We start from the raw sequence: 22,516 nt of genomic DNA, 5'->3' as shown, positions 1-22,516 counted from the left end.
ATGAACGCCTTCAACTACCGCGACGGTGCGCTGTTCGCGGAAGGCGTGGCGTTGTCCGCCATCGCCCAACGCTTCGGTACGCCGACCTACGTCTACTCGCGTGCGCACATCGAGGCGCAGTATCGCGCCTATGCCGATGCCCTGCAGGGCATGCCGCATCTGGTGTGCTTTGCGGTTAAAGCCAACTCCAATATCGGTGTATTGAATGTCCTGGCGCGCCTTGGCGCTGGTTTCGACATCGTCTCCCGTGGCGAGCTGGAGCGCGTCCTCAGTGCCGGCGGCGAGCCAAGCAAGATCGTCTTCTCCGGCGTTGGCAAAACCCGTGACGACATGCGCCGCGCCCTGGAAGTTGGCGTGCACTGCTTTAACGTCGAATCCACCGACGAGCTGGAACGCCTGCAAATCGTTGCCGCCGAGCTGGGCAAGACCGCGGCGATCTCGCTGCGGGTCAACCCAGACGTCGACGCCGGCACTCACCCGTATATCTCCACGGGCCTGAAAGAAAACAAATTCGGCATCGATATCGAGCAGGCCCCGGCCGTTTATGCCCGCGCCGCTGCGCTGCCGAACCTGCAGGTGATTGGCGTCGATTGCCATATCGGCTCGCAGCTGACCACCTTGCCGCCGTTTCTCGATGCCCTCGACCGTTTGCTCGCGCTGATCGATCAGCTCGCCGCAGACGGCATCCGCATCAAGCACCTGGACCTGGGTGGCGGTCTCGGCGTGCAGTACCGCGATGAGCAGCCGCCATTGGCCGGCGATTACATCAAGGCCGTGCGTGAGCGCATTGCCGGCCGCGACCTGGCCCTGGTGTTCGAACCGGGCCGTTCCATCGTCGCCAACGCCGGTGTACTGCTGACCCAGGTCGAGTACCTCAAGCACACCGAGCACAAGGACTTCGCCATCGTCGATGCGGCGATGAACGACCTGATCCGCCCGGCCCTCTACCAGGCCTGGATGGAAGTGGTGGCGGTGCAGCCGCGCGATGGCGCGACGCGCAACTACGACATCGTCGGGCCGATCTGCGAGACCGGCGACTTCCTCGCCAAGGACCGCGACCTGGCCCTGGCCGAAGGTGACTTGCTGGCCGTGCGCTCGGCCGGTGCCTACGGTTTTGTCATGAGCTCCAACTACAACACCCGCGGCCGCGCCGCCGAGGTGATGGTGGATGGCGATCAAGCCTTCGAAGTGCGTCGCCGTGAGACGCTCAGCGAGCTCTTTGCGGGCGAAAGCCGCCTGCCGGAGTAAGTCTGATGCTATTGCGCTTTACCAAGATGCACGGCCTCGGCAACGACTTTATGGTCCTCGACCTGGTCAGCCAGCACGCGCATATCCAGCCGAAAAACGCCAAGCAGTGGGGCGACCGCCACACCGGCGTGGGCTTCGATCAGCTGCTGCTGGTCGAGCCGCCAAGCAACCCGGACGTGGATTTCCGCTACCGCATCTTCAATGCCGACGGCTCGGAAGTGGAGCAGTGCGGCAACGGCGCGCGCTGCTTCGCCCGCTTCGTGCTGGACAAGCGCCTGACGGTGAAGAAGCAGATGCGCGTGGAAACCAAGGGCGGGATCATCGAGCTGGACGTGCGCAACGACGGGCAGATCAGCGTCAACATGGGCGCACCGCGCCTGGTGCCAGCCAACATCCCGTTCCAGGCCGAACAGCAGGCACTCAGCTACAGCGTTGCAGTCGACGGCCAGACCGTTGAACTGGCCGCCGTGTCCATGGGTAACCCGCATGCCGTGCTGCGCGTCGACAGCGTCGACAACGCGCCGGTGCACAGCCTGGGGCCAAAACTTGAACACCATTCGCGCTTTCCGCAGCGGGTGAACGTCGGTTTCCTGCAAGTGGTTGATCGCCAACGCGCCAAGCTGCGCGTCTGGGAACGCGGCGCTGGGGAAACCCAGGCCTGCGGTACCGGCGCCTGTGCCGCAGTCGTGGCGGCGATCAGTCAGGGCTGGATGGACTCACCGGTGCAGATCGAACTGCCCGGCGGCAAACTGAGCATCGAGTGGGCAGGCCCCGGCCAGCCCGTTATGATGAGCGGACCCGCAGTACGTGTGTACGAAGGACAGGTTCGTTTATGACCGACAAGCAGGATTCACCCAAGCCACTGGATTCGGAAACGGTTGCCGCGTACCTGCGCCTGCACCCGGAATTCTTTATCGACCACGATGAGTTGATCCCCGAGCTGCGCATTCCGCACCAGCGCGGCGATACCGTGTCGCTGGTCGAGCGCCAGGTGAAACTGCTGCGCGAGCGCAATATCGAGATGCGTCACCGCCTCTCGCAACTGATGGACGTGGCCCGCGACAACGACCGCCTGTTCGACAAGACCCGCCGCCTGGTGCTCGACCTGCTCGACGCCAGCAGCCTGGAAGAAGTGGTCAGCTGCGTTGAAGACAGCCTGCGCCGCGAGTTTCAGGTGCCCTTTGTCAGCTTGATTCTGTTCAGCGATACGCCCATACCGGTCGGCCGCTCGGTCAGCAGCGCCGAAGCCCATCAAGCCATTGGCGGCCTGTTGGCCGGCGGCAAAACCATCTGCGGCGTACTGCGCGAGCATGAGTTGAACTTCCTGTTCGGCGCCGAAGACGGCGCGCAAGTTGGTTCGGCGGCGGTGGTGAGCATCTCCTATCAAGGCCTGCATGGCGTACTGGCGATTGGCAGCGCCGACCCGCAGCATTACAAAAGCTCGCTGGGCACGCTGTTCCTCGGTTATATCGCCGAAGTGCTGGCCCGCGTCGTACCCGGTTTTGCCACACCGTTGCGCTCGGTGCGCTAAGTTCTCAACAGCTAGCTAAACACCGCACCGACCGCGCACCGCAGGGAGCTTCCATGCAAGACATCCTGGACGCCTACCTCGAACACCTGCGCAGCGAGCGCCAGCTTTCCTCCCATACCCTGATCGGCTACCGCCACGACCTGAGCACGTTGCTGGCGTTCTGCAGCCAGGAGCAGATCGATAGCTGGAGCGCACTCGACACTGCGCGCCTGCGGCGTATGGTCGGCCGCCTGAATATGCAGGGCCAATCCAGCCGCAGCCTGGCGCGCCTGCTCTCGGCAACCCGCGGCCTCTATCGTTATTTGATTCGTGAAGGCCACTGCCAGAGCGATCCGGCCAGCGGCCTGACGCCGCCCAAGGGCGAGCGGCGCCTGCCGAAAACCCTGGATGCCGACCGCACCGCGCAGCTGCTCGACGGCGCCCTGGAAGACGACTTTATCGCCCGCCGCGACCAGGCCATGCTTGAGCTGTTCTATTCATCAGGCTTGCGCCTGTCGGAGCTGGTGGGCCTGAATCTGGATGGTCTCGACCTGCCTGCCGGCCTGGTACGCGTCATCGGCAAGGGCAACAAAACCCGCGAACTGCCGCTTGGGCGCATGGCGCGCGAAGCCATGCAGCAGTGGCTGCCGCTGCGCGCCCTGGCCAACCCGGCCGATGGCGCGGTATTTATCAGCCAGCAGGGCCGGCGCATCGGCCCGCGCGCCGTGCAGCTGCGCGTGCGCCAGGCCGGTGTGCGTGAGCTGGGCCAGCATCTGCATCCGCATATGCTGCGCCACAGCTTCGCCAGCCATATGCTCGAATCTTCCCAGGACCTGCGCGCCGTGCAGGAACTGCTCGGCCACGCCGATATCGCCACCACCCAGGTTTACACCCACCTGGACTTCCAGCACCTGGCCACGGTCTATGACCAGGCGCACCCCAGGGCCAAACGCAAAGGCAGCACAGAATGAGTATTCAGCTGATTACCTTCGACCTCGACGACACCCTGTGGGATGTCACCCCGGTGATGCAGGACGCCGAAGCGGCGCTGCGCAACTGGCTGGCCATGCATGCGCCGCGCCTGGGTGCGGTGCCGGTGGAACACCTGTGGTCGATTCGCGCCACCCTGTTGCAGGCCGAACCGATGCTCAAGCATCGCCTCAGCGAACTGCGTCGGCGCATTCTTTTCCATGCCCTGGCAGATGCAGGCTATGCACACGCGGATGCGCAGGCGCTGGCCGAGGCTGGTTTTCAGGTGTTTCTCGCCGCGCGCCATCAGGTCGAGCTGTTCGCCGAGGTGCATCCAACGCTGGAAGCCTTGGCCAATCGCTTCCAGCTCGGGGTGATCACCAACGGCAATGCCGATGTGCGCCGCCTGGGCCTGGCCGATTACTTCCAGTTCGCCCTGTGCGCCGAGGAACTCGGGGTTGGCAAGCCGGACCCCAAGCCGTTTGAGGAAGCCCTGAAACGCGCCGGCATCAAAGCCGAACACGCGGTACATATCGGCGACCACCCCAGCGACGATATTGCCGGTGCGCAGGCGGCAGGGCTGCGGGCGATCTGGTTCAATCCCCAGGGCAAAGCTTGGGAAGCCGACAACACCCCGGATGGACAGATCCGCAGCCTGGCCGAGCTGCCGGCATTGCTGCATAGCTGGGCGTAGACGAACACACGCGGTCCTGACCGACGATGAGCGGTGGATGGATAAAGCGCTATCCACCCTACACAGTCATCTGCCGGCCTTAACAAGGCATCGCGCACAAAAAAGCCCGCACGCGGATGGCATGCGGGCTTTTTCATTTTACAGCAGGCCCTTAGATAGGGCGGCTGCCGTATTTGCTATCCGGCTTTTTGGGCGGATCAGAGACCACATTCGGCTCGACTTCCTGCACCTTGCCACCACGGGAGAGGAACTCTTCCATGGCGCGGGCCAGCGCATCACGCTCTTTCTGCTTGGCTTCGATGCTCGGCAGTTCTTCTACGTCGACGGCGGCTTTGGCCTTTTTGCCTTTGCTGGCGGGTACGACTTCGTCGTCACCGTCGCCATCGTCGCTGCTGTCGCCATCATCGGCGGCAGCCAGCTCCTCGCCTTCGTCTTCGTCAGCGCCTTCTAATTCGTCGTGTTCCAGATCTTCGTCGCTCATGTTCCAACCTCATGACTTGCGAAAAGCAGAGTAGTTATAGCCCAGCTGCGTCAGCTTTCTAACGTCGCTGATAAAAATTCCAGTGGCCTTGCCTTGGGCTGAGCGCTGCGCATCGGCGAACTGCGCTCAACGGCGCGCATTCTAGGGTCTGTTGCCGCTCCATCACAACCGCGCACATGCTGAAAAACCACAACCTTTAATTGGCTTGCAGAAAAAACAAAGGGCGCCCTTAGGCGCCCTTGTTGAAACCCGAGGAAATCAACGCTTGGTGAATTCCGGATAGGCTTCCATACCGCATTCGGCGATGTCCACGCCTTCGTACTCTTCTTCCTCGGTAACGCGCAGGCCGATCACCAGTTTGATGATGGACCAGACGATCAGGCTGGCCACGAAGACCCAGGCGAAGATCGAGCCGATACCCAGCAGCTGTGCGCCGAGGGTAGCGTCGCTGTTGGTCAGGCAGACCGCCAACAGGCCCCAGATACCGACCACACCGTGAACGGAGATGGCACCGACTGGATCGTCGAGCTTGAGCTTGTCCAGACCGAGGATCGAGAACACCACCAGCACGCCGCCCACACCACCGATCAGGGTGGCTTGCAGGGCAGTCGGGGTCAGCGGTTCGGCAGTGATTGCCACCAGGCCAGCCAGGGCACCGTTGAGGGCCATGGTCAGGTCAGCCTTGCCGAACAGGATGCGTGCCACGATCAGCGCGGCGACCAGGCCACCGGCAGCGGCCATGTTGGTGTTAACAAACACCTGAGCCACGGCGTTGGCGTCTTCGATGGTGCTCATCTTCAGCTGCGAGCCACCGTTGAAGCCGAACCAGCCCATCCACAGGATAAAGGTACCCAGCGCTGCCATCGGCAGGTTGGCACCCGGAATGGCGTTGACCTGGCCATTCGGGCCGTACTTGCCTTTACGTGCGCCGAGCAGCAGTACGCCAGCCAGGGCAGCGGTTGCGCCGGCCATGTGCACCACACCGGAACCGGCGAAGTCGAGGAAGCCCGCTTCGTTAAGGAAGCCCGAACCCCATTTCCAGAAGCCCTGTACCGGGTAGATGAAACCGGTCATGACCACAGCGAATGCCAGGAAGGCAAACAGCTTCATGCGCTCAGCCACAGCACCGGACACGATCGACATGCAGGTCGCGGCAAACACCACCTGGAAGAAGAAGTCCGAACGAGCCGAGTAGTAAGGCGCGTCGTCACCGCCGGCCAGAACCGACTCAACGCTGTTCTCGTCACCAATCAGGAAACCCAGGCTTGGCAGGATGCCGCCTTCCGGGCTGGAGTACATGATGTGGTAGCCGATCACCAGGTACATGATGCTCGCCACTGCGTACAGGGCGATGTTCTTGGTGAGAATTTCAGTGGTGTTCTTGGCTCGCACCAGACCGGATTCGAGCATGGCAAAACCCGCTGCCATCCACATTACCAGGGCGCCGCAAACCAAAAAGTAGAAGGTATCAAAACCGTACTGCAGTGCAGTCAATGCTGTGTTGTCCATGGTTCACCTCTTGCCGTTGCGCTTTTTAGCGCTATTCGGTTAAGACGTCCGGGGTTGGCTCCGGACGCGCTCCGTGTGCTTACAGGTTGTAGCCGCGCTCGTTATGCAGGGCGAGATCGAGACCGATGGTCTCTTCCTCTTCGCTGACACGCAGGCCCATTACTAGGTCGATCACTTTCAGAATCACGAAGGTCACCACCGCGGTGTACACCACTGTGAAGGCCACCCCCTCGAACTGGATCCACAACTGCGCCGGAATGTTCTCCACCTCGCCGAAGCCACCCAAGGCCGGTGCGGCGAACGCCCCGGTGAGAATGGCGCCGACAATGCCGCCCACGGCGTGTACGCCGAACACGTCGAGGGAATCGTCATAACCCAGCTTGCGTTTCAGGCTGGTGGCGCAGAAGAAGCAGATCACCCCACTGGCCAGACCAATCGCCAGAGCGCCCATCGGCCCCGCCGTACCGGATGCCGGGGTGATCGCCACCAGACCCGCCACAGCACCCGAGGCAATGCCCAGAACGCTTGGCTTACGGTGGGTGATCCACTCGGCGAACATCCAGCTCAGCGCCGCGGTAGCGGTGGCAATCTGGGTGACCAGCATGGCCATACCGGCGCTGCCGTTGGCTGCCAGCGCAGAACCTGCGTTGAAGCCGAACCAGCCGACCCAGAGCATGCTTGCGCCGATCAGGGTGTAGCCGAGGTTGTGCGGCGGCATGGCGGTCGTTGGGAAACCCTTGCGCTTGCCCAGCACCAGACAGGCCACCAGACCGGCGATACCGGCGTTGATGTGCACCACAGTGCCGCCCGCGAAGTCGAGCACGCCCCAGTCCCACATCAGTGCCCCGTCGCCGCCCCAGACCATGTGCGCGATAGGCGCATAGACCAGGGTGAACCACACCGCCATAAAGATCAGCATGGCCGAGAACTTCATGCGCTCAGCAAAGGCACCAACGATCAGCGCCGGGGTGATGATGGCGAAGGTCATCTGAAAGGTGATGAAGACCGTCTCCGGAACACCAGCCACCAGGCTGTCCAGGGTCAAACCAGAAAGGAAGGCTTTGGAGAAACCGCCGACGAAGGAGTTGAAGTTGACGACCCCCTGCTCCATGCCGGTGCTGTCAAAGGCCAGGCTGTAGCCGTAAACGACCCACAGAATGCTGATCAACCCGGTTACCGCAAAACACTGCATCAACACCGACAGCACGTTCTTGGAACGCACCATGCCGGCGTAGAACAGCGCCAGACCAGGGATGGTCATAAACAGCACCAGTACAGTGGCGACTAACATCCAAGCGGTGTCGCCGCTGTTCAGGCTTGCCTCTTCGGCCATGGCAAAGCCAGGAACGAGAGACAAAAGGGCTCCTAGCCCTGCGATTTTTCGCAGAGTCATGGTTTAACTCCTGGGGCGTGGGGTTCGTTCGGAGGCTTAAACTGCGTCGGTGCCGGTTTCGCCGGTACGGATGCGGATCGCCTGTTCCAGGTTTACAACGAAAATCTTGCCGTCACCGATCTTGCCGGTGTTAGCAGCCTTGGTGATGGCCTCGATCACGCGATCGAGTTGATCGTCAGCGATGGCCACGTCGATTTTCACTTTTGGCAAGAAATCGACCACGTATTCAGCGCCGCGGTACAGCTCGGTATGGCCCTTCTGGCGACCAAAGCCTTTGACTTCAGTGACAGTGATGCCCTGCACGCCGATCTCCGACAGTGACTCACGGACGTCGTCCAGCTTGAACGGCTTGATGATGGCAGTGACTAGCTTCATGTAACTCTCTCCCGTGTATGGTGGACTTGCCCCAGGAATTACGAACCCGGCCCAAGTCTAAGCGCAGTGCCTGGCTTTTGTAATGCATCGCAGCCCTGACCCAGCGGCACCGATGCTCACCAACCGCTCCCGACGAAACACTTCCCCGCTTCGCCTGACGCACCGGAACTGCATCGGTGCATGCGTCGCAAGAGACAAAGCAGAAAGCTTGCCAGAACCGCCAAAACCGATTTATTTCATGCAGTTACCCGGCAAACAGGCGTTTTAGCCCGGTACTAGCCAACCGCCAGCGCACAACAACGGTGCAACAGCCAACCAAGCAACGCGCGAAAACTGTGCAACCCGCGCCAATCCTGCGCCGGCCACACCCGGCAAGCCGGGTAAAGCTGCGTGCTACACTGCCGCCACCTGCAAACGGAACCTCACCATGCTGCCACCTAAAGCCCTGCTAGACGCCCTGACCACCCACGCCTCGCGCCTGTTCAACGGTGACGCGCCCTTGCCCCGCGGTGAATTCGAAGCCCAGTTCAAGGTGCTGCTGCAAAGCGCCTTCAGCAAACTCGACCTGGTCAGCCGCGACGAATTCGACAGCCAGATGGTCGTCCTGGCCCGCACCCGCGCTCGCCTGGAAGCCCTCGAAGCCAAGGTTGCCGAGATGGAAACCCGTAGCGCAGACGCCCCAGCTACCAGCGAGTAACGCCCGCAGCGGATGCATCAGCCGATCAAGGAGTGATCGATGTCCCTGGCCATAGTCCACAGCCGCGCCCAGGTGGGAGTTGAAGCCCCCGCCGTCACCGTCGAAGCCCATTTGGCCAATGGCCTGCCTTCACTAGCACTGGTCGGCCTGCCGGAAACCGCCGTCAAGGAAAGCAAGGACCGGGTGCGCAGCGCCATCCTCAACTGCGCCTTCGAGTTCCCGCCCAGACGGATTACCTTGAACCTGGCACCGGCAGATTTGCCCAAGGACGGCGGACGCTTCGACCTGGCGATTGCCCTCGGCATTCTCGCCGCCAGCGGCCAGGTGCCGGCCAGCGCGCTGGAGCACCTCGAGTGCCTCGGCGAACTGGCGCTGTCCGGGGCGATTCGCCCAGTACAGGGCGTCTTACCTGCTGCACTGGCCGCCCGCGCCGCCGGACGCACCTTAGTGGTGCCCAAGGCCAATGCCGAAGAAGCCAGCCTGGCGTCGGGGCTGACGGTGATTGCCGTCGAGCACCTGCTGGAAGTCGCCGCCCACCTCAATGGCCAGACACCAATTGCGCCGTATCAGGCCCAGGGTCTGTTGCGCCAGATCCTGCCCTACCCCGATCTGGCCGAAGTGCAGGGACAGATCGCCGCCAAACGCGCCCTGCTGGTAGCGGCGGCCGGCTCGCACAATCTCTTATTCACAGGCCCACCCGGCACCGGCAAAACCCTGCTGGCCAGCCGTTTGCCCGGCCTGCTGCCAGCGCTGGATGAACAGGAAGCGCTGGAAGTGGCGGCGATTCACTCCGTGGCCAGCCACACGCCGCTAAGTGCCTGGCCGCAAAGACCCTTTAGAACGCCTCATCACAGCGCATCCGGCCCGGCGCTGGTCGGCGGTGGCAGCCGCCCGCAGCCCGGCGAAATCACCTTGGCCCATCACGGTGTTTTATTCCTCGATGAGCTCCCCGAGTTTGATCGCAAGGTTTTGGAAGTTTTACGTGAGCCCCTGGAAAGCGGGCAGATCGTGATTGCTCGCGCTCGCGACAAGGTGCGTTTCCCTGCGCGCTTTCAGTTGGTGGCGGCGATGAACCCCTGCCCCTGTGGGCATCTGGGCGATCCGTCCGGGCGCTGCCGCTGTAGCAGCGAGCAGATCCAACGTTACCGCAGCAAACTTTCCGGCCCGCTGCTCGACCGCATCGACCTGCACCTCAGCGTGCCACGGGAAACCACCCGGCTGGGTGCCAACGCCGAACCCGGCCCAAGCAGCGCCGAGCTGGCCGCCCAAGTGGTGCAAGCGCGTCAGCAGCAACTGGCGCGCCAGGGTTGCGCCAATGCCCACCTAGACCTCAACGGCGTGCAACAGCATTGCAGCCTGCAGGGCGAAGACCGCCAATGGCTGGAAAACGCCTGCGAGCGCCTGGGTCTGAGCCTGCGCGCAGCGCACCGCGTATTAAAAGTGGCGCGCACCCTGGCCGATTTGGATAGCGCCGCGCGTATCAGCCGCAGCCACCTGGGTGAAGCCCTGCAGTACCGCCCCAGCATCAGCGGCGCCTGAATAGCGCGCATAAAGAAGCCCCGCATGCGGGGCTTCTTTATATAAAGCTAAAGCACTTACTGGTCGCGACGGGCAGCCTGCTCACGACAGGCATCGCCGAATGCCTTGAAGATTTTCACCGAATGCGGGTTCTGCGCCGCCTGCCATTCCGGGTGCCATTGCACCGCCAGGGTGAACTGCTCGGCGCCTGGCAGGTGAATCGCTTCGATCAGGCCATCTTCGGCATGGGCCAGAGCTTCGACACCCTCGCCCAGTTGATCAACGGCCTGCCCGTGCAGCGAATTGACCGGGAAATCCGCATGGCCCATCAGTTCAGCAAACCAGCTGCCCGGCAGCGCACGCACGCTATGGCTGTCGGCATACTGCACAGCCACCGGAGCACTGGTGTCTTCGCGGTGGTCATTCATGCCCGGTACTTCGTAGACCTTCTGGTGGATATTACCGCCCAGGGCCACGTTGATTTCCTGCATGCCGCGGCAAATGCCAAACAGCGGCAGGCCACGTGCCAGAGCGCCGCGGATCAGCGGGATATCGAACAGATCGCGGTCCTGATCCTGGCCCTTGCTCGGGGTCAGGTTTTCCTGGCCGTAGAGGGCCGGATCGATATTGCTGCCCGCACCGGTCAGGTACACGCCGTCGACCATCGACAGGTACTGCTCGATGTCATCGGCGCCGCAGCAGCTGGGCGCCAGCAGCGGCACACAGCCAGACAGTTCGACCAGGGGGGTTATGTATTTGTGGGTCATTACTTGATAGGCATGCCCTTTGCGCTCTTGAGCGCCCATGGACATCAGGACAACCGGTTTACGCGCGCCTGGGCGCTGTTTCGTATTGTTGTTGGACATACATCACCTTGGGGCAGCCGTGATTGGCTGCCGTTGTTGTGCAGAAGGGCTGACGGTTGTCGCGCACCTTCTGTTTTACGGCTGATTGCGCCTGTCTAGATGCCCGCCGCAGCGGCAGCAGATGCGCGAGAAACGCCCATCTGGCAGTCACAACCCTGAAGCCAGTCTGCCAAAGCCGTAAAATATGTCAAACAAATACGCTCATAATGTTAAGAAATCAGACCGCAAGCAGCAGGCAACCCAGCCCAACAAACGAAGCAAGCTACTGTTTTAACAGCATTAATCTGAGAAAGCCGGCAAACGATAGTCCAATATTTTTTACGCCTTGTGCGCTGTCGTGCTAACGCGCTCGATTGTCCACCCGCTCAACCACGGGCAGCTGCATCGCCGCCACATCCGCCACCAGATAATCGCGCAAGCGGCAAAAACGCTCCTGGCCTCGACGCGCCTTGGGCCAGACCAGGTAGTAACTGCAGCCACTGCGCACCGCGCTGGGCCAAGGCAGGCCAAGCCGGCCCTGAGCGACATCCTCGGCAACCATCACCAGATCGCCAATCGACACGCCATAGCCGCGCGCAGCAGCGACCATGCCCAACTCCAGGGTATCGAATACCTGACCACCCTTAAGCGGCACCTGATCTGCCAAACCCATGGCCTGCAGCCACTGCCGCCAGTCGCGGCGATCCGGGGTGGGGTGCAGCAGTTCGGCGGCCTGCAGGCGTGGCAGATCCCAGGGCTGTTCGCTCAAGGCCTCAGGCGCGCAGACCGGAATCAGCCATTCGGCGAACAGTTCGGTACTTTCCCACTCATCCGGGAAGTCGCCCTGGCTCAGCAGCACGGCGCAGTCGAACGGCTCATGCAGAAAGTCCACCTTGTCCACGTCCATCCAGGCGCTGGTCAGTTGCACTTCACTGGCGCTGATCAGGCGATAGCGTGACAGGCGCGCCAGCAGCCAGCGCATGGTCAGCGTCGATGGGGCCTTCAGGCGCAGCACGGTATCGTCGACACGCAGGGTGTTGCAGGCCCGCTCCAGCGCCTCGAAACCATCGCGCAGCCCCGGCAACAACATGCGCGCGGTCTCGGTGAGTTGCAGGCTGCGGCCACGGCGCTCGAACAGGCGGCAGGCGAAGTGCTCTTCCAGGGTGCGCACATGCCGGCTGACCGCACTCTGGGTGATCGCCAACTCTTCGGCCGCGCGAGTAAAGGAGCTGTGCCGCGCCGCCGCCTCGAAGGCGCGCAAGGCATAGAGCGGCGGCAAGCGCTGGCTCACGACTGCGATCCATGAGTAATAGTCATGCCTGTCATCGCTATTATCCTTTTGTGCTGTCGCCGTTGGCTTATGAGAATAGGCGCATTCTCTGCCTGCGCGGATCACCCGGGCAAGCCTTCTGACTGAGTAGAACTCATCATGCCGCATCCACTGCGTGGCGAACTGCACGCCATTCTGAAACTCGCCGGGCCGCTGATTGCCGCGCAACTGGCGCATGTGCTGATGGTGTTTACCGACACTGTGATGATGGGCCTGCTTGGCCCTGCGACCCTGGCGGCCGGCGGCCTGGGCGCGGCCAGCTATTCCTTTGTATCGATCTTCTGCGTTGGGGTGATTGCCTCGGTCGGCAATCTGGTGGCGATCCGTCACGGCGCGCAGGACGCCGCCGGGGTTACCCGGCTGACGCAGAACGGCCTGTGGCTCGGCTGGGGCCTGGCGCTGCTGGCCGGCCTGACGCTGTGGAACCTCGGCCCAGCGCTGCTGTATTTCGGCCAGCAACCGGAGAACGTCAGCGGCGGCATGCAGTTTCTCTCCACCCTGGTGTTTGCCCTGCCCGGCTATATGAGTTTTATGGCGCTGCGCGGTTTTACCAGCGCCATTGGCCGCCCAGGCCCGGTAATGGCCATCAGCATTGGCGGCGCGCTGGCCAACTTCGTCCTCAACTATGCACTGATCAAGGGCTGGTTCGGCCTGCCGCCACTGGGCCTGGCCGGGATCGGTCTGGTGACTGCCGTGGTGATGAATGTCATGGCGTTGCTGCTGGCCTGGCATGTGCTGCACCACAGCGCCTACAGCCCTTATCCGCTGTGGCGCGGCCTGCTGCGGCCGGTGTGGACCGAGCTGAAAGAGCTGCTGCGCCTGGGCCTGCCGATTGGCGGCACCTACGCGGTGGAGTCCGGGCTGTTTGCCTTTGCCGCGCTGTGCATGGGCGCGCTGGGCAGCACCCAACTGGCGGCACACCAGATCGCGATCATGTCGGTGTACGTGGCCTTTATGGTGCCGGTGGGGATTTCCTACGCGGTGACCTTCCGCATCGGCCAGCACTTTGGTGCCGGCCGCCTACAGCAGGCACGCCAGGCCGGGCGCCTGGGCCTGGGTCTTGGTGCGCTGTGCATGCTCGGTTTCGCCTGTTTGTTCTGGCTGGCGCCGCAGTGGGTGGTCGGGCTGTTTCTCGATCACACAGACAGCGGCTATAGCGAGGTGGTGCGCCTGGCCGTGGCGCTGCTGGCGATTGCCGCCTGGTTCGAATTCTTCGACGGTATCCAGACCATCGCCATGGGCGCGATTCGCGGCCTCAAGGACGCCAAGACCACCTTCTGGGTCGGCCTCGGCTGCTACTGGGCAGTCGGTGCACCACTGGCCTGGGCGCTGGCATTTCCCCTGGGCTGGGGCGCAGAAGGCGTGTGGTGGGGGTTGGCCGGCGGCCTGGCTTGCGCGGCCATCGGCCTGACTCTGGGTTTCGAATGGAAAACCGCCCGCCTGCTGCAACCAACGGCCGCAGCGCTCACCTCACCAGCTAGGCGTCTGGTTTCTTGAAGCGATAAAACAGATTGGGCTCGCTGACCAGGTAGAGCACACCCTGGTTATCCATGGCGATGCCCTCACCCTGGGGCACGCTGCGGGTCAGGCCATTGCGCCCGGCCAGCAGTGACAGGCTGCTGATCGGCTTGCCCTCGATATTCAGCTCCAGCACCAGCCGTGACTCATCGGACAGCGCCAGCAGATGGCCGCTGCGCTCATCAAACTGCAGGCTGGACAGATCGCGCACAAACAACCCGGCATCACGCTGCTGATCATCCACCACATGCACGGCGAAGGGTTGCTGCGGATCACGCTGCGGGAAACCGTGAATTTCATAGATGCGGATCGGGTCGCGCTCCTTGGCAACAAACAGACGCTGGCCAACCGAGTCGTAGGCCAGCCCCTCAAAGCCTTTGTTGCCATTGCGGCCGATGCTAAGGGAGAACTGCTGCGCCTGATCGGCATGCAACTCGGTGGTGCGGTCATCGACCCGCACCTTGATCAACCGCTGCTGACGCTCATCGCTGATCACATAGAGGCCCGAGCTGATGTACTCGACCGCTTCGGCATCGCCAAAACCATGCAGGTCGATACGTCGCAGCAATTCGCCATCCAGCGACAGCTCGATCAGCTGCGCCTTCTGGTTGGTCACGGTAAACAGGCTGTTGCGGTCCGGGTCGTAGGTCAGCGCCGAGACATCATCGTTCAGCCCCTCGATCACCTTGGCTTCGATATCCACCTGATAGCCCGACAACAGTATGTCGCGCTCCGCTGCCAGGCTTTTGCCCGCCTGCTGCACATTGAACCAGGCCCGTTCAAACAGACGGTACTCCTGGGCGAACAAACCAAGCAGCAGCAACGCCAGCACGGCAAAGCTGAGCAACAGGCGCTTCAGGGTGAAATGATCTCGCATGGCGCTTCACTCTCAACTATCACGGGTGACACAACGGCGTCAGCCCGAAGCAGGGCTTCGGGCTGACATGGGCACATGATGGGGCGACTTACTTGACCAGTTCGAGGTACTCGACATCGATTTCGCGGCTGGTCAGGTCACGGTCAACTTCGCCGCTGATCTTGACCACGGCCTTTTCGGAAATGGCCTGGGCTGGCCAATGCTCATCGTCAATCTCGACATTGATGGTGCCGCTGGCGTCTTTGAACTCATACAGCTCATCCTGCAGACGCTTGACGATCTGCCCCTGCAGTACCACCGGGGTGTCATCGGCCGCATCCAGTGCAGCGGCCACGGTGGTGACCTGAGTGGTGGCGCCTGGGCCGGTGTAACCGGTGGCCATAGCAGCAGTGGAGAACAGTGGAACCAGCAGCAGAGCCAAAGTGAAACGCTTCATGGGGTGAACCTCTAATCAGTTAGGTGATGGGGCCAGAGTAGAGGGCCTAGCTGAAGCCAGGCTTAATCGGCGCTTAAGCCAAACTTAATCCGCTGCCGCCGGCTCTTTGTGCAAGACGTAGAACAGGTTGGGCTCGCTGACGATATAGATATTGCCGGCCGCATCCATGGTCACCCCTTCGGCCTGGCCGATGCCCTGGCGCAGGCCATTCATACCGCGCGCCAGGCTGATAAAGCTGACCGGCTCACCCTGCTCGTTCACTTCCAGCAGCAGGCGCGACTCATCCGAGAGCACCAGGGCATGGCCGGTGCGGGCGTCGTAACTCAGCGAGGAAATATCGCGCAGAAACAGATGCCCGGTGCTCAGCGGCTCAAGGGCTCCGACCGCGCCGTCCTCACCAGGAAAAGGCATGCTGAACAGCCCCAGCGGACCTCGCTCCTTGCCCAGCAGCACGCGCTCGTTGCGCGAATCCCAGGCAATGCCCTCGAAGCCCTTGTTGCCGGCATCGATAAAGCCCAGATCGAAGGACGCCAGATCGTCAAACTCCAGGCTGCGAGTCAGCGCGCCGAGCTTGAAGGTGGTCAGGGTGCGCTTACGCTCATCGATAATCGCCAGGCGACCATCGGCGAGCATTTCCACCCCTTCAGGGTTGGAGAAGCCATGCAGGTCGATGCGCTGCATCACCTGGCCATCCAGAGTCAGCTCAATCAACTGTGGGTGCTTCCCGGTTACGGTGAACAGGGTGTCGCTCTCGGGGCTGTAGGTCAGCCCGGACACCTCGTCGTCTTCCAGCCCCTGCAACGGCCTGCCCTGCAGCACAGCCTTATAGCCAGGCAACCAGATGCTCGCCTGCTGCTCGGCAGGCCCCACCTGTTGCTGTTGAAACCAGAAGGACAGTCGATCATCCCAATGACGGTAATTGGCCACCAGCAGAGCAACCGTGAGCAGGAACAGCAGCACAATTAGCCAGCGCAGACGCACCAGCCGAGCAATCCAGATCGACATCGCACACAACTCAGCAGAACACGATGGCTATCAGACTAGAGAGCAATCCTTAAGTTTCTGTTAAGCCGCCAGACTAGCCGGCACCTCCAGGTGCCGTTTTATATCAGCTGGCGACTAGCCGTTGCGGTTAAAGCGCGCGACTCTCGAAGCGGCTATGACCAACCAGCTCCAGCACCAGCGCATCGCCCTTGTGCAGCGGGCCGACGCCGACTGGCGTGCCGGTGAGGATCACATCGCCGGGCTGCAGACTGAAGTGGCCGCAGATGTGCTGGATCATCGGCAAGATCGGGTTGAGCATGTCGCGGCTGTTGCCGTCCTGACGCACTTCACCGTTGATTGCCAGGCGGATACCGATATCGGCAAGGTCTTCGACTGCATCGCCCGGCACGAACGGCGCCAGCACGCAGGCACCGTCGAAGGATTTGGCAGTTTCCCAGGGGTAGCCCTTGGCCTTGAGCGTGGCCTGCAGGTCGCGCAGGGTCAGGTCCAGAGCCGGGGCGAAGCCGGAAATGGCGTCGCGCACTTCCTCGGCATTCGGCGTACGCGACAGTGGCTTGCCAATCAGCACGGCGATTTCCGCCTCGTAATGCACATCACCCTTACCCTCGACCAGGGTAAAGCCGTCATCCAGCGGCACCACACAGCTGCCCGCCTTGATAAACAGCAACGGCTCAGTCGGCACCGGGTTATTCAGTTCCTTGGCATGCTCGGCGTAGTTACGGCCGATGCACACCACCTTGCCCATGGGGAAGTGGATATGGGTGCCATCGACATACTGATGCTGGTAGCTCATGGGCAACTCCTTATGGGAATGCGTTGCGCTGCTCTTTATGGGAGCGTGCCGTGTAGGGCGGGTGAAACCCGCCACCTGATAATGGCGGGCTACACCCGCCCGACGATCATGCCCGCTTTAGGGCCGGCCGTCGTTGCGACCAAAGCACGATTTCGTAGCCTGGATAAGCGCAGCGCAATCCGCGGCGCCGCTGCCCCGGATTACGCCAAGGCTTATCCGGGCTACAGATGATCAAGGTCAATCAAAGCGGGAAGATCTTACCCGGATTCATGATGCCGTTCGGGTCAAACACTGCCTTGATCGCCTTCATATAGCCAATCTCGGCTTGCGAGCGGCTGTAGGTCAGGTAATCGCGCTTGGTCATGCCCACACCGTGTTCGGCGCTGATCGAGCCGTTGTACTTATGCACGGTCTCGAACACCCACTTGTTGACCGTGGCGCACTTGGCGAAGAACTCGTCCTTGGACAGGTTCTCCGGCTTCAAGATATTCAGGTGCAGGTTGCCGTCGCCGATATGGCCGAACCAGACGATTTCGAAGTCCGGATAGTGTTCGCCGACAATGCGGTCGATATCGTGCAGAAACGCTGGCACTTTCGACACAGTGACAGAGATGTCGTTCTTGTACGGTGTCCAGTGGCTGATGGTTTCCGAGATGTACTCGCGCAGCTTCCACAGGTTCTGCAGCTGCTGCTCGCTCTGGCTCATCACGCCATCCAGCACCCACCCCTGTTCGACACAATGCTCGAAGGTGGCCAGGGCCGCTTCGGCGACTTCCTCGGTGGTGGCTTCGAATTCCAGCAGGGCGTAGAACGGGCAATCGGTTTCAAACGCCGCCGGCACGTCGCCACGGGCCATGATCTTGGCCAGGGCCTTGTCGGAGAAGAACTCGAAGGCGGTCAGGTCCAGCTTGCTCTGGAAGGCATGCAGCACCGGCATGATCGAATCGAAATCCGGAGTGCCGAGCACCATCGCGGTGAGGTTCTTTGGCGCACGGTCCAGGCGCATGGTGGCCTCGACGACGAAGCCCAGGGTGCCTTCGGCGCCGATAAACAGCTGACGCATGTCATAACCGGTGGCGTTCTTGATCAGGTCCTTGTTCAGCTCCAGCAGCTCGCCGGTGCCGGTGACGACCTTGAGGCCAGCCACCCAGTTGCGGGTCATGCCGTAGCGAATCACCTTGATGCCGCCGGCATTGGTGCCGATATTGCCGCCAATCTGGCTGGAGCCGGCCGAGGCGAAATCCACTGGGTAATACAGGCCCTTGTCCTCGGCGAACATCTGCAACTGCTTGGTCACTACACCGGGCTGGCACACAGCAGTGCGGTCGAATTCGTTGAAGTCAAGAATCTGGTTCATATAGTCGAAGGCCACCACCACTTCACCATTGGCTGCCACAGCGCCAGCGGACAAACCGGTACGACCACCGGAGGGCACCAGTGCGACCTTATGCTGATTGGCCCAACGGACGATGGCCTGCACCTGCTCGATGCTCTTGGGGAAGGCAATCGCCAGCGGCGCTGGGGCGAAGTGCTTGGTCCAGTCCTTGCCGTAGGCGTTGAGGGAATCGGCATCGGTGAGCACCTTGCCGGGCTCAACCAGGGTCTTCAGCTCTTCGATCAGCGCAGGGTTGGTCATCTACGGAACTCTCAAACGATTCATGGTCACCCTGAGCACGCTTCATCTGCCAGGGTAGGTGTTTCGCGGGGCTCGTATGCTAGCATACGCCCCCCGTGAATCGTGCCCCCGCGCCGATCTGCGGGCTGCGGCCGACGGCGCTCGGCCTCTTCCCTGACACTATTTGTGGGACAACAGGTACTCCGATGAGCAAGACCTCTCTCGACAAGAGCAAGATCAAGTTCCTTCTTCTTGAAGGCGTCCACCAGAATGCAGTGGACACCCTGAAGGCCGCTGGTTACACCAACATCGAGTACCTCAAGGGCGCACTCTCCGACGACGAGCTGAAAGAAAAGATCGCCGACGCGCACTTTATCGGTATCCGCTCGCGCACCCAGCTGACTGCCGAGGTCTTTGACTGCGCCAAGCGCCTGGTCGCCGTCGGTTGCTTCTGCATCGGCACCAACCAGGTTGACCTCGACGCCGCCCGCGAGCGCGGTATCGCCGTGTTCAACGCACCGTATTCGAACACCCGCTCGGTGGCCGAACTGGTACTGGCCCAGGCCATCCTGCTGCTGCGCGGCATCCCCGAGAAGAACGCCTCCTGCCACCGTGGCGGCTGGATCAAATCGGCGGCCAACTCCTTCGAAATCCGCGGTAAGAAGCTGGGTATCGTCGGCTACGGCTCCATCGGCACCCAGCTCTCGGTACTCGCCGAAGCCATGGGCATGCAGGTGTTCTTCTACGACACCGTAACCAAGCTGCCGCTGGGCAACGCCACCCAGATCGCCAAGCTGCATGACCTGCTGGGCCTGTGCGACATCGTGTCGCTGCACGTGCCTGAGCTGCCATCCACCCAGTGGATGATCGGCGAGAAAGAAATCCGCGCGATGAAGAAGGGCGGCATCCTGATCAACGCCGCACGCGGCACCGTGGTCGAGCTGGAGCATCTGGCCGCCGCGATCAAGGACGAGCACCTGATCGGCGCAGCCATCGACGTGTTCCCGGTCGAGCCGAAGTCCAACGACGAAGAGTTCGAAAGCCCGCTGCGCGGCCTGGATCGCGTGATCCTGACTCCGCATATCGGTGGTTCGACTGCCGAAGCTCAGGCCAACATCGGCCTGGAAGTGGCCGAGAAGCTGGTCAAGTACAGCGACAACGGTACCTCGGTGTCCTCGGTCAACTTCCCCGAAGTGGCCCTGCCGGCGCACCCGGGCAAACACCGCCTGCTGCACATCCACGCCAACATCCCGGGTGTGATGAGCGAGATCAACAATGTGTTCGCCGAAAACGGCATCAACATCTCCGGCCAGTTCCTGCAGACCAACGACAAGGTTGGTTACGTGGTCATCGACGTCGACGCCGATTACTCCGACCTGGCGCTGGAGAAGCTGCAGCACGTTAAAGGCACTATCCGTAGCCGCGTACTGTTCTAAGAACCTGGTTACGATCTGCTGCGCGTCGGCCCTGCTGCGTTAAAAACAGGCTCGAATGCGAGCCCAGTCGGAATGCTCATGTACAACAGTACACTCCGCTTCCTCGCCTGTTCTTGCCTTGCAGGACTCTAGCTCGCGAGATCGTAATACAGGTTCTAGGCGTTGCCGCGATACGAAAAAGGGAGGCTTCGGCCTCCCTTTTTGTTGATAGCAATTTCACGGCTGCTCAGCCGAGCGGCGCTGTGCGGTAGGTTAGCGTTGAGCGCAGCGAAGCCCAACAGAACTCTGCCTGCATCGTTGGGCTTCGTCGCGTTGCTCCTCAACCCAACCTACTTGCTAGGCGGTTCAAACTTCTAATTCGCGTAGCGCCGCCTCGGCGGCCGGCAGCTCTTCTTCGCTAAACACCTGCACCCCAGCACGGCGTAAGGCCGCAGCGGTCACGCCTTCACCGGCGACCTTGGTGCCGCTAAAACTGCCGTCGTAATTCTCCCGATTACCGCACGAGGGGCTGCGCGCCTTAAGCAGCGCCATGCGGATGCCATATTTCGCCACCAGCGCCAGCGCCTGCTCGGCACCTTCGACAAAGGCGGCAGTAACATCCTCGCCGTCCACGGTCAGCACCGGCAGATGCCCGTCGAGTACCTGTGCCCCCTGGCCACCGGCAATCTCCGCGGGCGCACGCGGGGTTGGCAGACCGCCGGCAACTTCCGGGCACAGCGGCACAATGCGGCCCTCCCGCTGCCAACGCTCAAGCACAGTAAACGGGCCATGGGCGCCGCCGTCATAACGTACGCGCTGGCCCAACAGACAGCGGCTCACCAGAATCTTCTGCATCGTTCACGCTCATTCAGTCACCCGCCGTAACACTGCCAGGTTACTGCGCTTACTGGCCGCCGATCAAAGGGACGGGGTGCCGAGCAGATTGCCAAGCGCTTCACGCGGGCAACCCCATCCGCGCACAACGCCGACCTATCCTTCGGCGGGAAGCGCCCTGGGCCAATGGCGCGCACGCCAGGCCAGGCACAGACTCACGCCACTCTAAGAGAGGACGCCTCCATGCATCGCCCACTTCGCACCTTCGCCCTGCTACTCACTGCCAGCCTTGCGGCCTATGCCCTGCCGAGCCAGGCGGCCCTGCTGCCGATGGATAACCAGAGCCTGAGCGAGATCAGCGGGCAGGCCGGCATCAGCATCCGCGCGGATGTGCTGGCGACCATCGGCCAGGTGCGCTGGAGCGATGACGGCGGCCACGCCTCGCTGCGCAATGTGAAGATCGACAACGGCTGCACCACCCCGACCAGCTGCCCGAACGGCTCCGGTGGCAACTTTGCCTTCGGCGCCGCGCAGCTGGGTCTGACCTTGCCGATTTTCGGCGTCAACCTGCCCACGCTGAAAATCGATGTGGTGACCAATGGCAGCGGCCAGCAGCAACTGCAGCTGACCCTGCCCGACCTCACCACCATCAACGAACAGTTGGTGGCCAGCGGCATCCCGGCGCAGCGCATTCGCGTGCGCGTCGCCGCCGATATGTACGTCGGCGAAAGCCGCCTGGGCAGTATCGAGATGCGCGATATCACCGATCTGCGTGGAACCTTTAAGGTCTGGGGCCACTAAGAGCAGTTCTGTTAGGCCGATTACAGCGGCCCATTGCCCCGCCGGCGAAACCAGCCGGTCAATGACAGCCGCTCGCGCGTTGCCGGCAATACTTCGTGGGGCATATCGGCGGAGAGAAACAGCAGCAGGCTGCCCGCTTGCGGCAATACATCGCGGGTCTCGCCATTCGGCAGATACAAACGCAGCGCGCCGCCGTGCTCTGCCTGCCAACCCTCATTGAGATAGAACACCGCCGACACAGCGCGGCGATCATCATCGCGAAAGCGGTCCACATGCTTCTGGTAGAACGCCCCCGGCGGATACAGGGCGAAGTGCCCCTCGAAATCCTCCAGCCCCAGGTACAAGCCTTGGTTCAGCGCCACGCGCAGCTCATCAAACACCTGCAGATATTGATCACAAGCCTCGGCCTGACCGGCTTCCAACCACTGAATATGATCGCCGCGCACCCCTTCGCGGATCTGCTGCTGCGCGCCACGGCCGACGCCGGCGGGTGCCAACGCACCTTGTGCGGCACGTTTACGGCACTCTTCGGCCAATTCGAGGGTCAGAGATGGGGCAATAAACTGCGGCTGCAGCGACCAACCGTGTTCGGCCAGGTCGTCAACGATGCGGGTCAGGAGCGCGGTGTGGGTATCGGTCGTCATGCCGGCGAT

General features: G+C 62.1%; 23 protein-coding genes. 10 read left to right on the top strand and 13 right to left on the bottom strand.

Features of this window, described 5'->3' with window-relative positions; genetic code table 11:
* From lysA to P3C18_RS12045, 5 genes are read left to right on the top strand one after another with little or no spacing between them, the layout of a single operon-like run.
* Positions 1–1,248, top strand: coding sequence for a diaminopimelate decarboxylase (gene lysA / locus P3C18_RS12065; protein ID WP_275962100.1), 1,248 nt, complete (start codon positions 1–3; stop codon positions 1,246–1,248).
* Between the two features lie 5 nt (positions 1,249–1,253).
* Positions 1,254–2,084, top strand: coding sequence for a diaminopimelate epimerase (gene dapF / locus P3C18_RS12060; RefSeq protein ID WP_275962099.1), 831 nt, complete (start codon positions 1,254–1,256; stop codon positions 2,082–2,084).
* On the top strand, positions 2,081–2,779 hold the full coding sequence (locus P3C18_RS12055; RefSeq protein WP_275962098.1) for a DUF484 family protein: 699 nt from the start codon (positions 2,081–2,083) through the stop codon (positions 2,777–2,779). Before dapF ends, P3C18_RS12055 begins: the two co-directional genes overlap by 4 nt.
* 53 nt (positions 2,780–2,832) lie before the next feature.
* Positions 2,833–3,729, top strand: a complete 897-nt coding sequence (gene xerC / locus P3C18_RS12050; RefSeq protein ID WP_275962097.1) for a tyrosine recombinase XerC — start codon at positions 2,833–2,835, stop codon at positions 3,727–3,729.
* Complete coding sequence (locus P3C18_RS12045; RefSeq protein ID WP_275962096.1) at positions 3,726–4,421, top strand: HAD-IA family hydrolase; 696 nt, start codon at positions 3,726–3,728, stop codon at positions 4,419–4,421. The genes xerC and P3C18_RS12045 overlap by 4 nt, the downstream gene beginning before the upstream one ends.
* Before the next feature lie 151 nt (positions 4,422–4,572).
* On the opposite strand, the gene sutA is transcribed toward P3C18_RS12045, so the two are convergent.
* The 4 genes from sutA to glnK all read right to left on the bottom strand — a co-directional run bounded on the left by sutA (position 4,573) and on the right by glnK (position 8,179).
* A complete protein-coding gene (gene sutA / locus P3C18_RS12040; protein ID WP_160014953.1) occupies positions 4,573–4,902 on the bottom strand; it encodes a transcriptional regulator SutA in 330 nt (109 codons plus the stop codon).
* A 258-nt stretch (positions 4,903–5,160) separates the two neighbouring features.
* Entirely contained in the window at positions 5,161–6,411 is a 1,251-nt protein-coding gene (locus P3C18_RS12035; RefSeq protein WP_275962094.1) for an ammonium transporter, read from the bottom strand.
* A gap of 79 nt (positions 6,412–6,490) precedes the next feature.
* Entirely contained in the window at positions 6,491–7,804 is a 1,314-nt protein-coding gene (locus P3C18_RS12030) for an ammonium transporter (RefSeq protein WP_275962093.1), read from the bottom strand.
* A gap of 36 nt (positions 7,805–7,840) precedes the next feature.
* On the bottom strand, positions 7,841–8,179 hold the full coding sequence (gene glnK / locus P3C18_RS12025; RefSeq protein WP_021700071.1) for a P-II family nitrogen regulator: 339 nt from the start codon (positions 8,177–8,179) through the stop codon (positions 7,841–7,843).
* A gap of 427 nt (positions 8,180–8,606) precedes the next feature.
* Between glnK and P3C18_RS12020 the strand changes: the two genes are divergently transcribed.
* Both P3C18_RS12020 and P3C18_RS12015 read left to right on the top strand, forming a co-directional pair.
* Complete coding sequence (locus P3C18_RS12020) at positions 8,607–8,876, top strand: accessory factor UbiK family protein (RefSeq protein WP_275962091.1); 270 nt, start codon at positions 8,607–8,609, stop codon at positions 8,874–8,876.
* A gap of 39 nt (positions 8,877–8,915) precedes the next feature.
* On the top strand, positions 8,916–10,415 hold the full coding sequence (locus P3C18_RS12015) for a YifB family Mg chelatase-like AAA ATPase (RefSeq protein ID WP_275962090.1): 1,500 nt from the start codon (positions 8,916–8,918) through the stop codon (positions 10,413–10,415).
* Between the two features lie 56 nt (positions 10,416–10,471).
* On the opposite strand, the gene P3C18_RS12010 is transcribed toward P3C18_RS12015, so the two are convergent.
* Complete coding sequence (locus tag P3C18_RS12010) at positions 10,472–11,260, bottom strand: gamma-glutamyl-gamma-aminobutyrate hydrolase family protein (protein WP_275962089.1); 789 nt, start codon at positions 11,258–11,260, stop codon at positions 10,472–10,474.
* A 340-nt stretch (positions 11,261–11,600) separates the two neighbouring features.
* The gene (locus P3C18_RS12005) at positions 11,601–12,530 is read right to left on the bottom strand and encodes a LysR substrate-binding domain-containing protein (protein WP_275962088.1); all 930 of its coding nucleotides are present in this window, start codon (positions 12,528–12,530) and stop codon (positions 11,601–11,603) included.
* 138 nt (positions 12,531–12,668) lie between these two features.
* Here P3C18_RS12005 and P3C18_RS12000 point away from each other — a divergent pair, with 138 nt between their 5' ends.
* Positions 12,669–14,066, top strand: coding sequence for a NorM family multidrug efflux MATE transporter (locus tag P3C18_RS12000; protein WP_275962087.1), 1,398 nt, complete (start codon positions 12,669–12,671; stop codon positions 14,064–14,066).
* Here the strand turns inward: P3C18_RS12000 and P3C18_RS11995 are convergent.
* The 5 genes from P3C18_RS11995 to P3C18_RS11975 all read right to left on the bottom strand — a co-directional run bounded on the left by P3C18_RS11995 (position 14,047) and on the right by P3C18_RS11975 (position 18,834).
* Positions 14,047–14,964: an SdiA-regulated domain-containing protein gene (locus P3C18_RS11995; protein ID WP_275962086.1), complete on the bottom strand. Its 918-nt coding sequence runs from the start codon at positions 14,962–14,964 to the stop codon at positions 14,047–14,049. The two genes, P3C18_RS12000 and P3C18_RS11995, sit on opposite strands and share 20 nt — an antisense overlap.
* Positions 14,965–15,052: 88 nt before the next feature.
* Positions 15,053–15,400 (bottom strand): NirD/YgiW/YdeI family stress tolerance protein, encoded by a 348-nt coding sequence (locus tag P3C18_RS11990; protein ID WP_275962085.1) that lies wholly within the window; start codon positions 15,398–15,400, stop codon positions 15,053–15,055.
* Positions 15,401–15,484: 84 nt separating this feature from the next.
* Positions 15,485–16,405 carry an SdiA-regulated domain-containing protein gene (locus P3C18_RS11985; protein ID WP_275962084.1) on the bottom strand — a complete coding sequence of 307 codons (921 nt, stop codon included), beginning with the start codon at positions 16,403–16,405 and terminating at the stop codon, positions 15,485–15,487.
* A 127-nt stretch (positions 16,406–16,532) separates the two neighbouring features.
* Complete coding sequence (locus tag P3C18_RS11980; protein ID WP_275962083.1) at positions 16,533–17,198, bottom strand: fumarylacetoacetate hydrolase family protein; 666 nt, start codon at positions 17,196–17,198, stop codon at positions 16,533–16,535.
* Positions 17,199–17,439: 241 nt separating this feature from the next.
* A complete protein-coding gene (locus tag P3C18_RS11975; RefSeq protein WP_275962082.1) occupies positions 17,440–18,834 on the bottom strand; it encodes an FAD-binding oxidoreductase in 1,395 nt (464 codons plus the stop codon).
* A gap of 185 nt (positions 18,835–19,019) precedes the next feature.
* Here P3C18_RS11975 and serA point away from each other — a divergent pair, with 185 nt between their 5' ends.
* Positions 19,020–20,249, top strand: a complete 1,230-nt coding sequence (gene serA, locus P3C18_RS11970) for a phosphoglycerate dehydrogenase (protein ID WP_275962081.1) — start codon at positions 19,020–19,022, stop codon at positions 20,247–20,249.
* Between the two features lie 345 nt (positions 20,250–20,594).
* Here the strand turns inward: serA and P3C18_RS11965 are convergent, their stop codons facing one another.
* Entirely contained in the window at positions 20,595–21,083 is a 489-nt protein-coding gene (locus P3C18_RS11965; protein WP_275962080.1) for a DUF523 domain-containing protein, read from the bottom strand.
* Positions 21,084–21,305: 222 nt separating this feature from the next.
* Between P3C18_RS11965 and P3C18_RS11960 the strand changes: the two genes are divergently transcribed.
* Entirely contained in the window at positions 21,306–21,863 is a 558-nt protein-coding gene (locus P3C18_RS11960; RefSeq protein WP_346015630.1) for a DUF6160 family protein, read from the top strand.
* A gap of 20 nt (positions 21,864–21,883) precedes the next feature.
* Here the strand turns inward: P3C18_RS11960 and P3C18_RS11955 are convergent, their stop codons facing one another.
* Positions 21,884–22,507 (bottom strand): 2OG-Fe(II) oxygenase, encoded by a 624-nt coding sequence (locus P3C18_RS11955; protein ID WP_275962079.1) that lies wholly within the window; start codon positions 22,505–22,507, stop codon positions 21,884–21,886.
* Between the last annotated feature and the right edge of the window lie 9 nt (positions 22,508–22,516).

The organism is Pseudomonas sp. 1928-m, from assembly GCF_029269135.1.
Classification (GTDB): Bacteria; Pseudomonadota; Gammaproteobacteria; order Pseudomonadales; family Pseudomonadaceae; genus Aquipseudomonas.
Note: the sequence above shows the minus strand (reverse complement) of the source record. Positions and strands in the feature narration are given on the sequence as shown.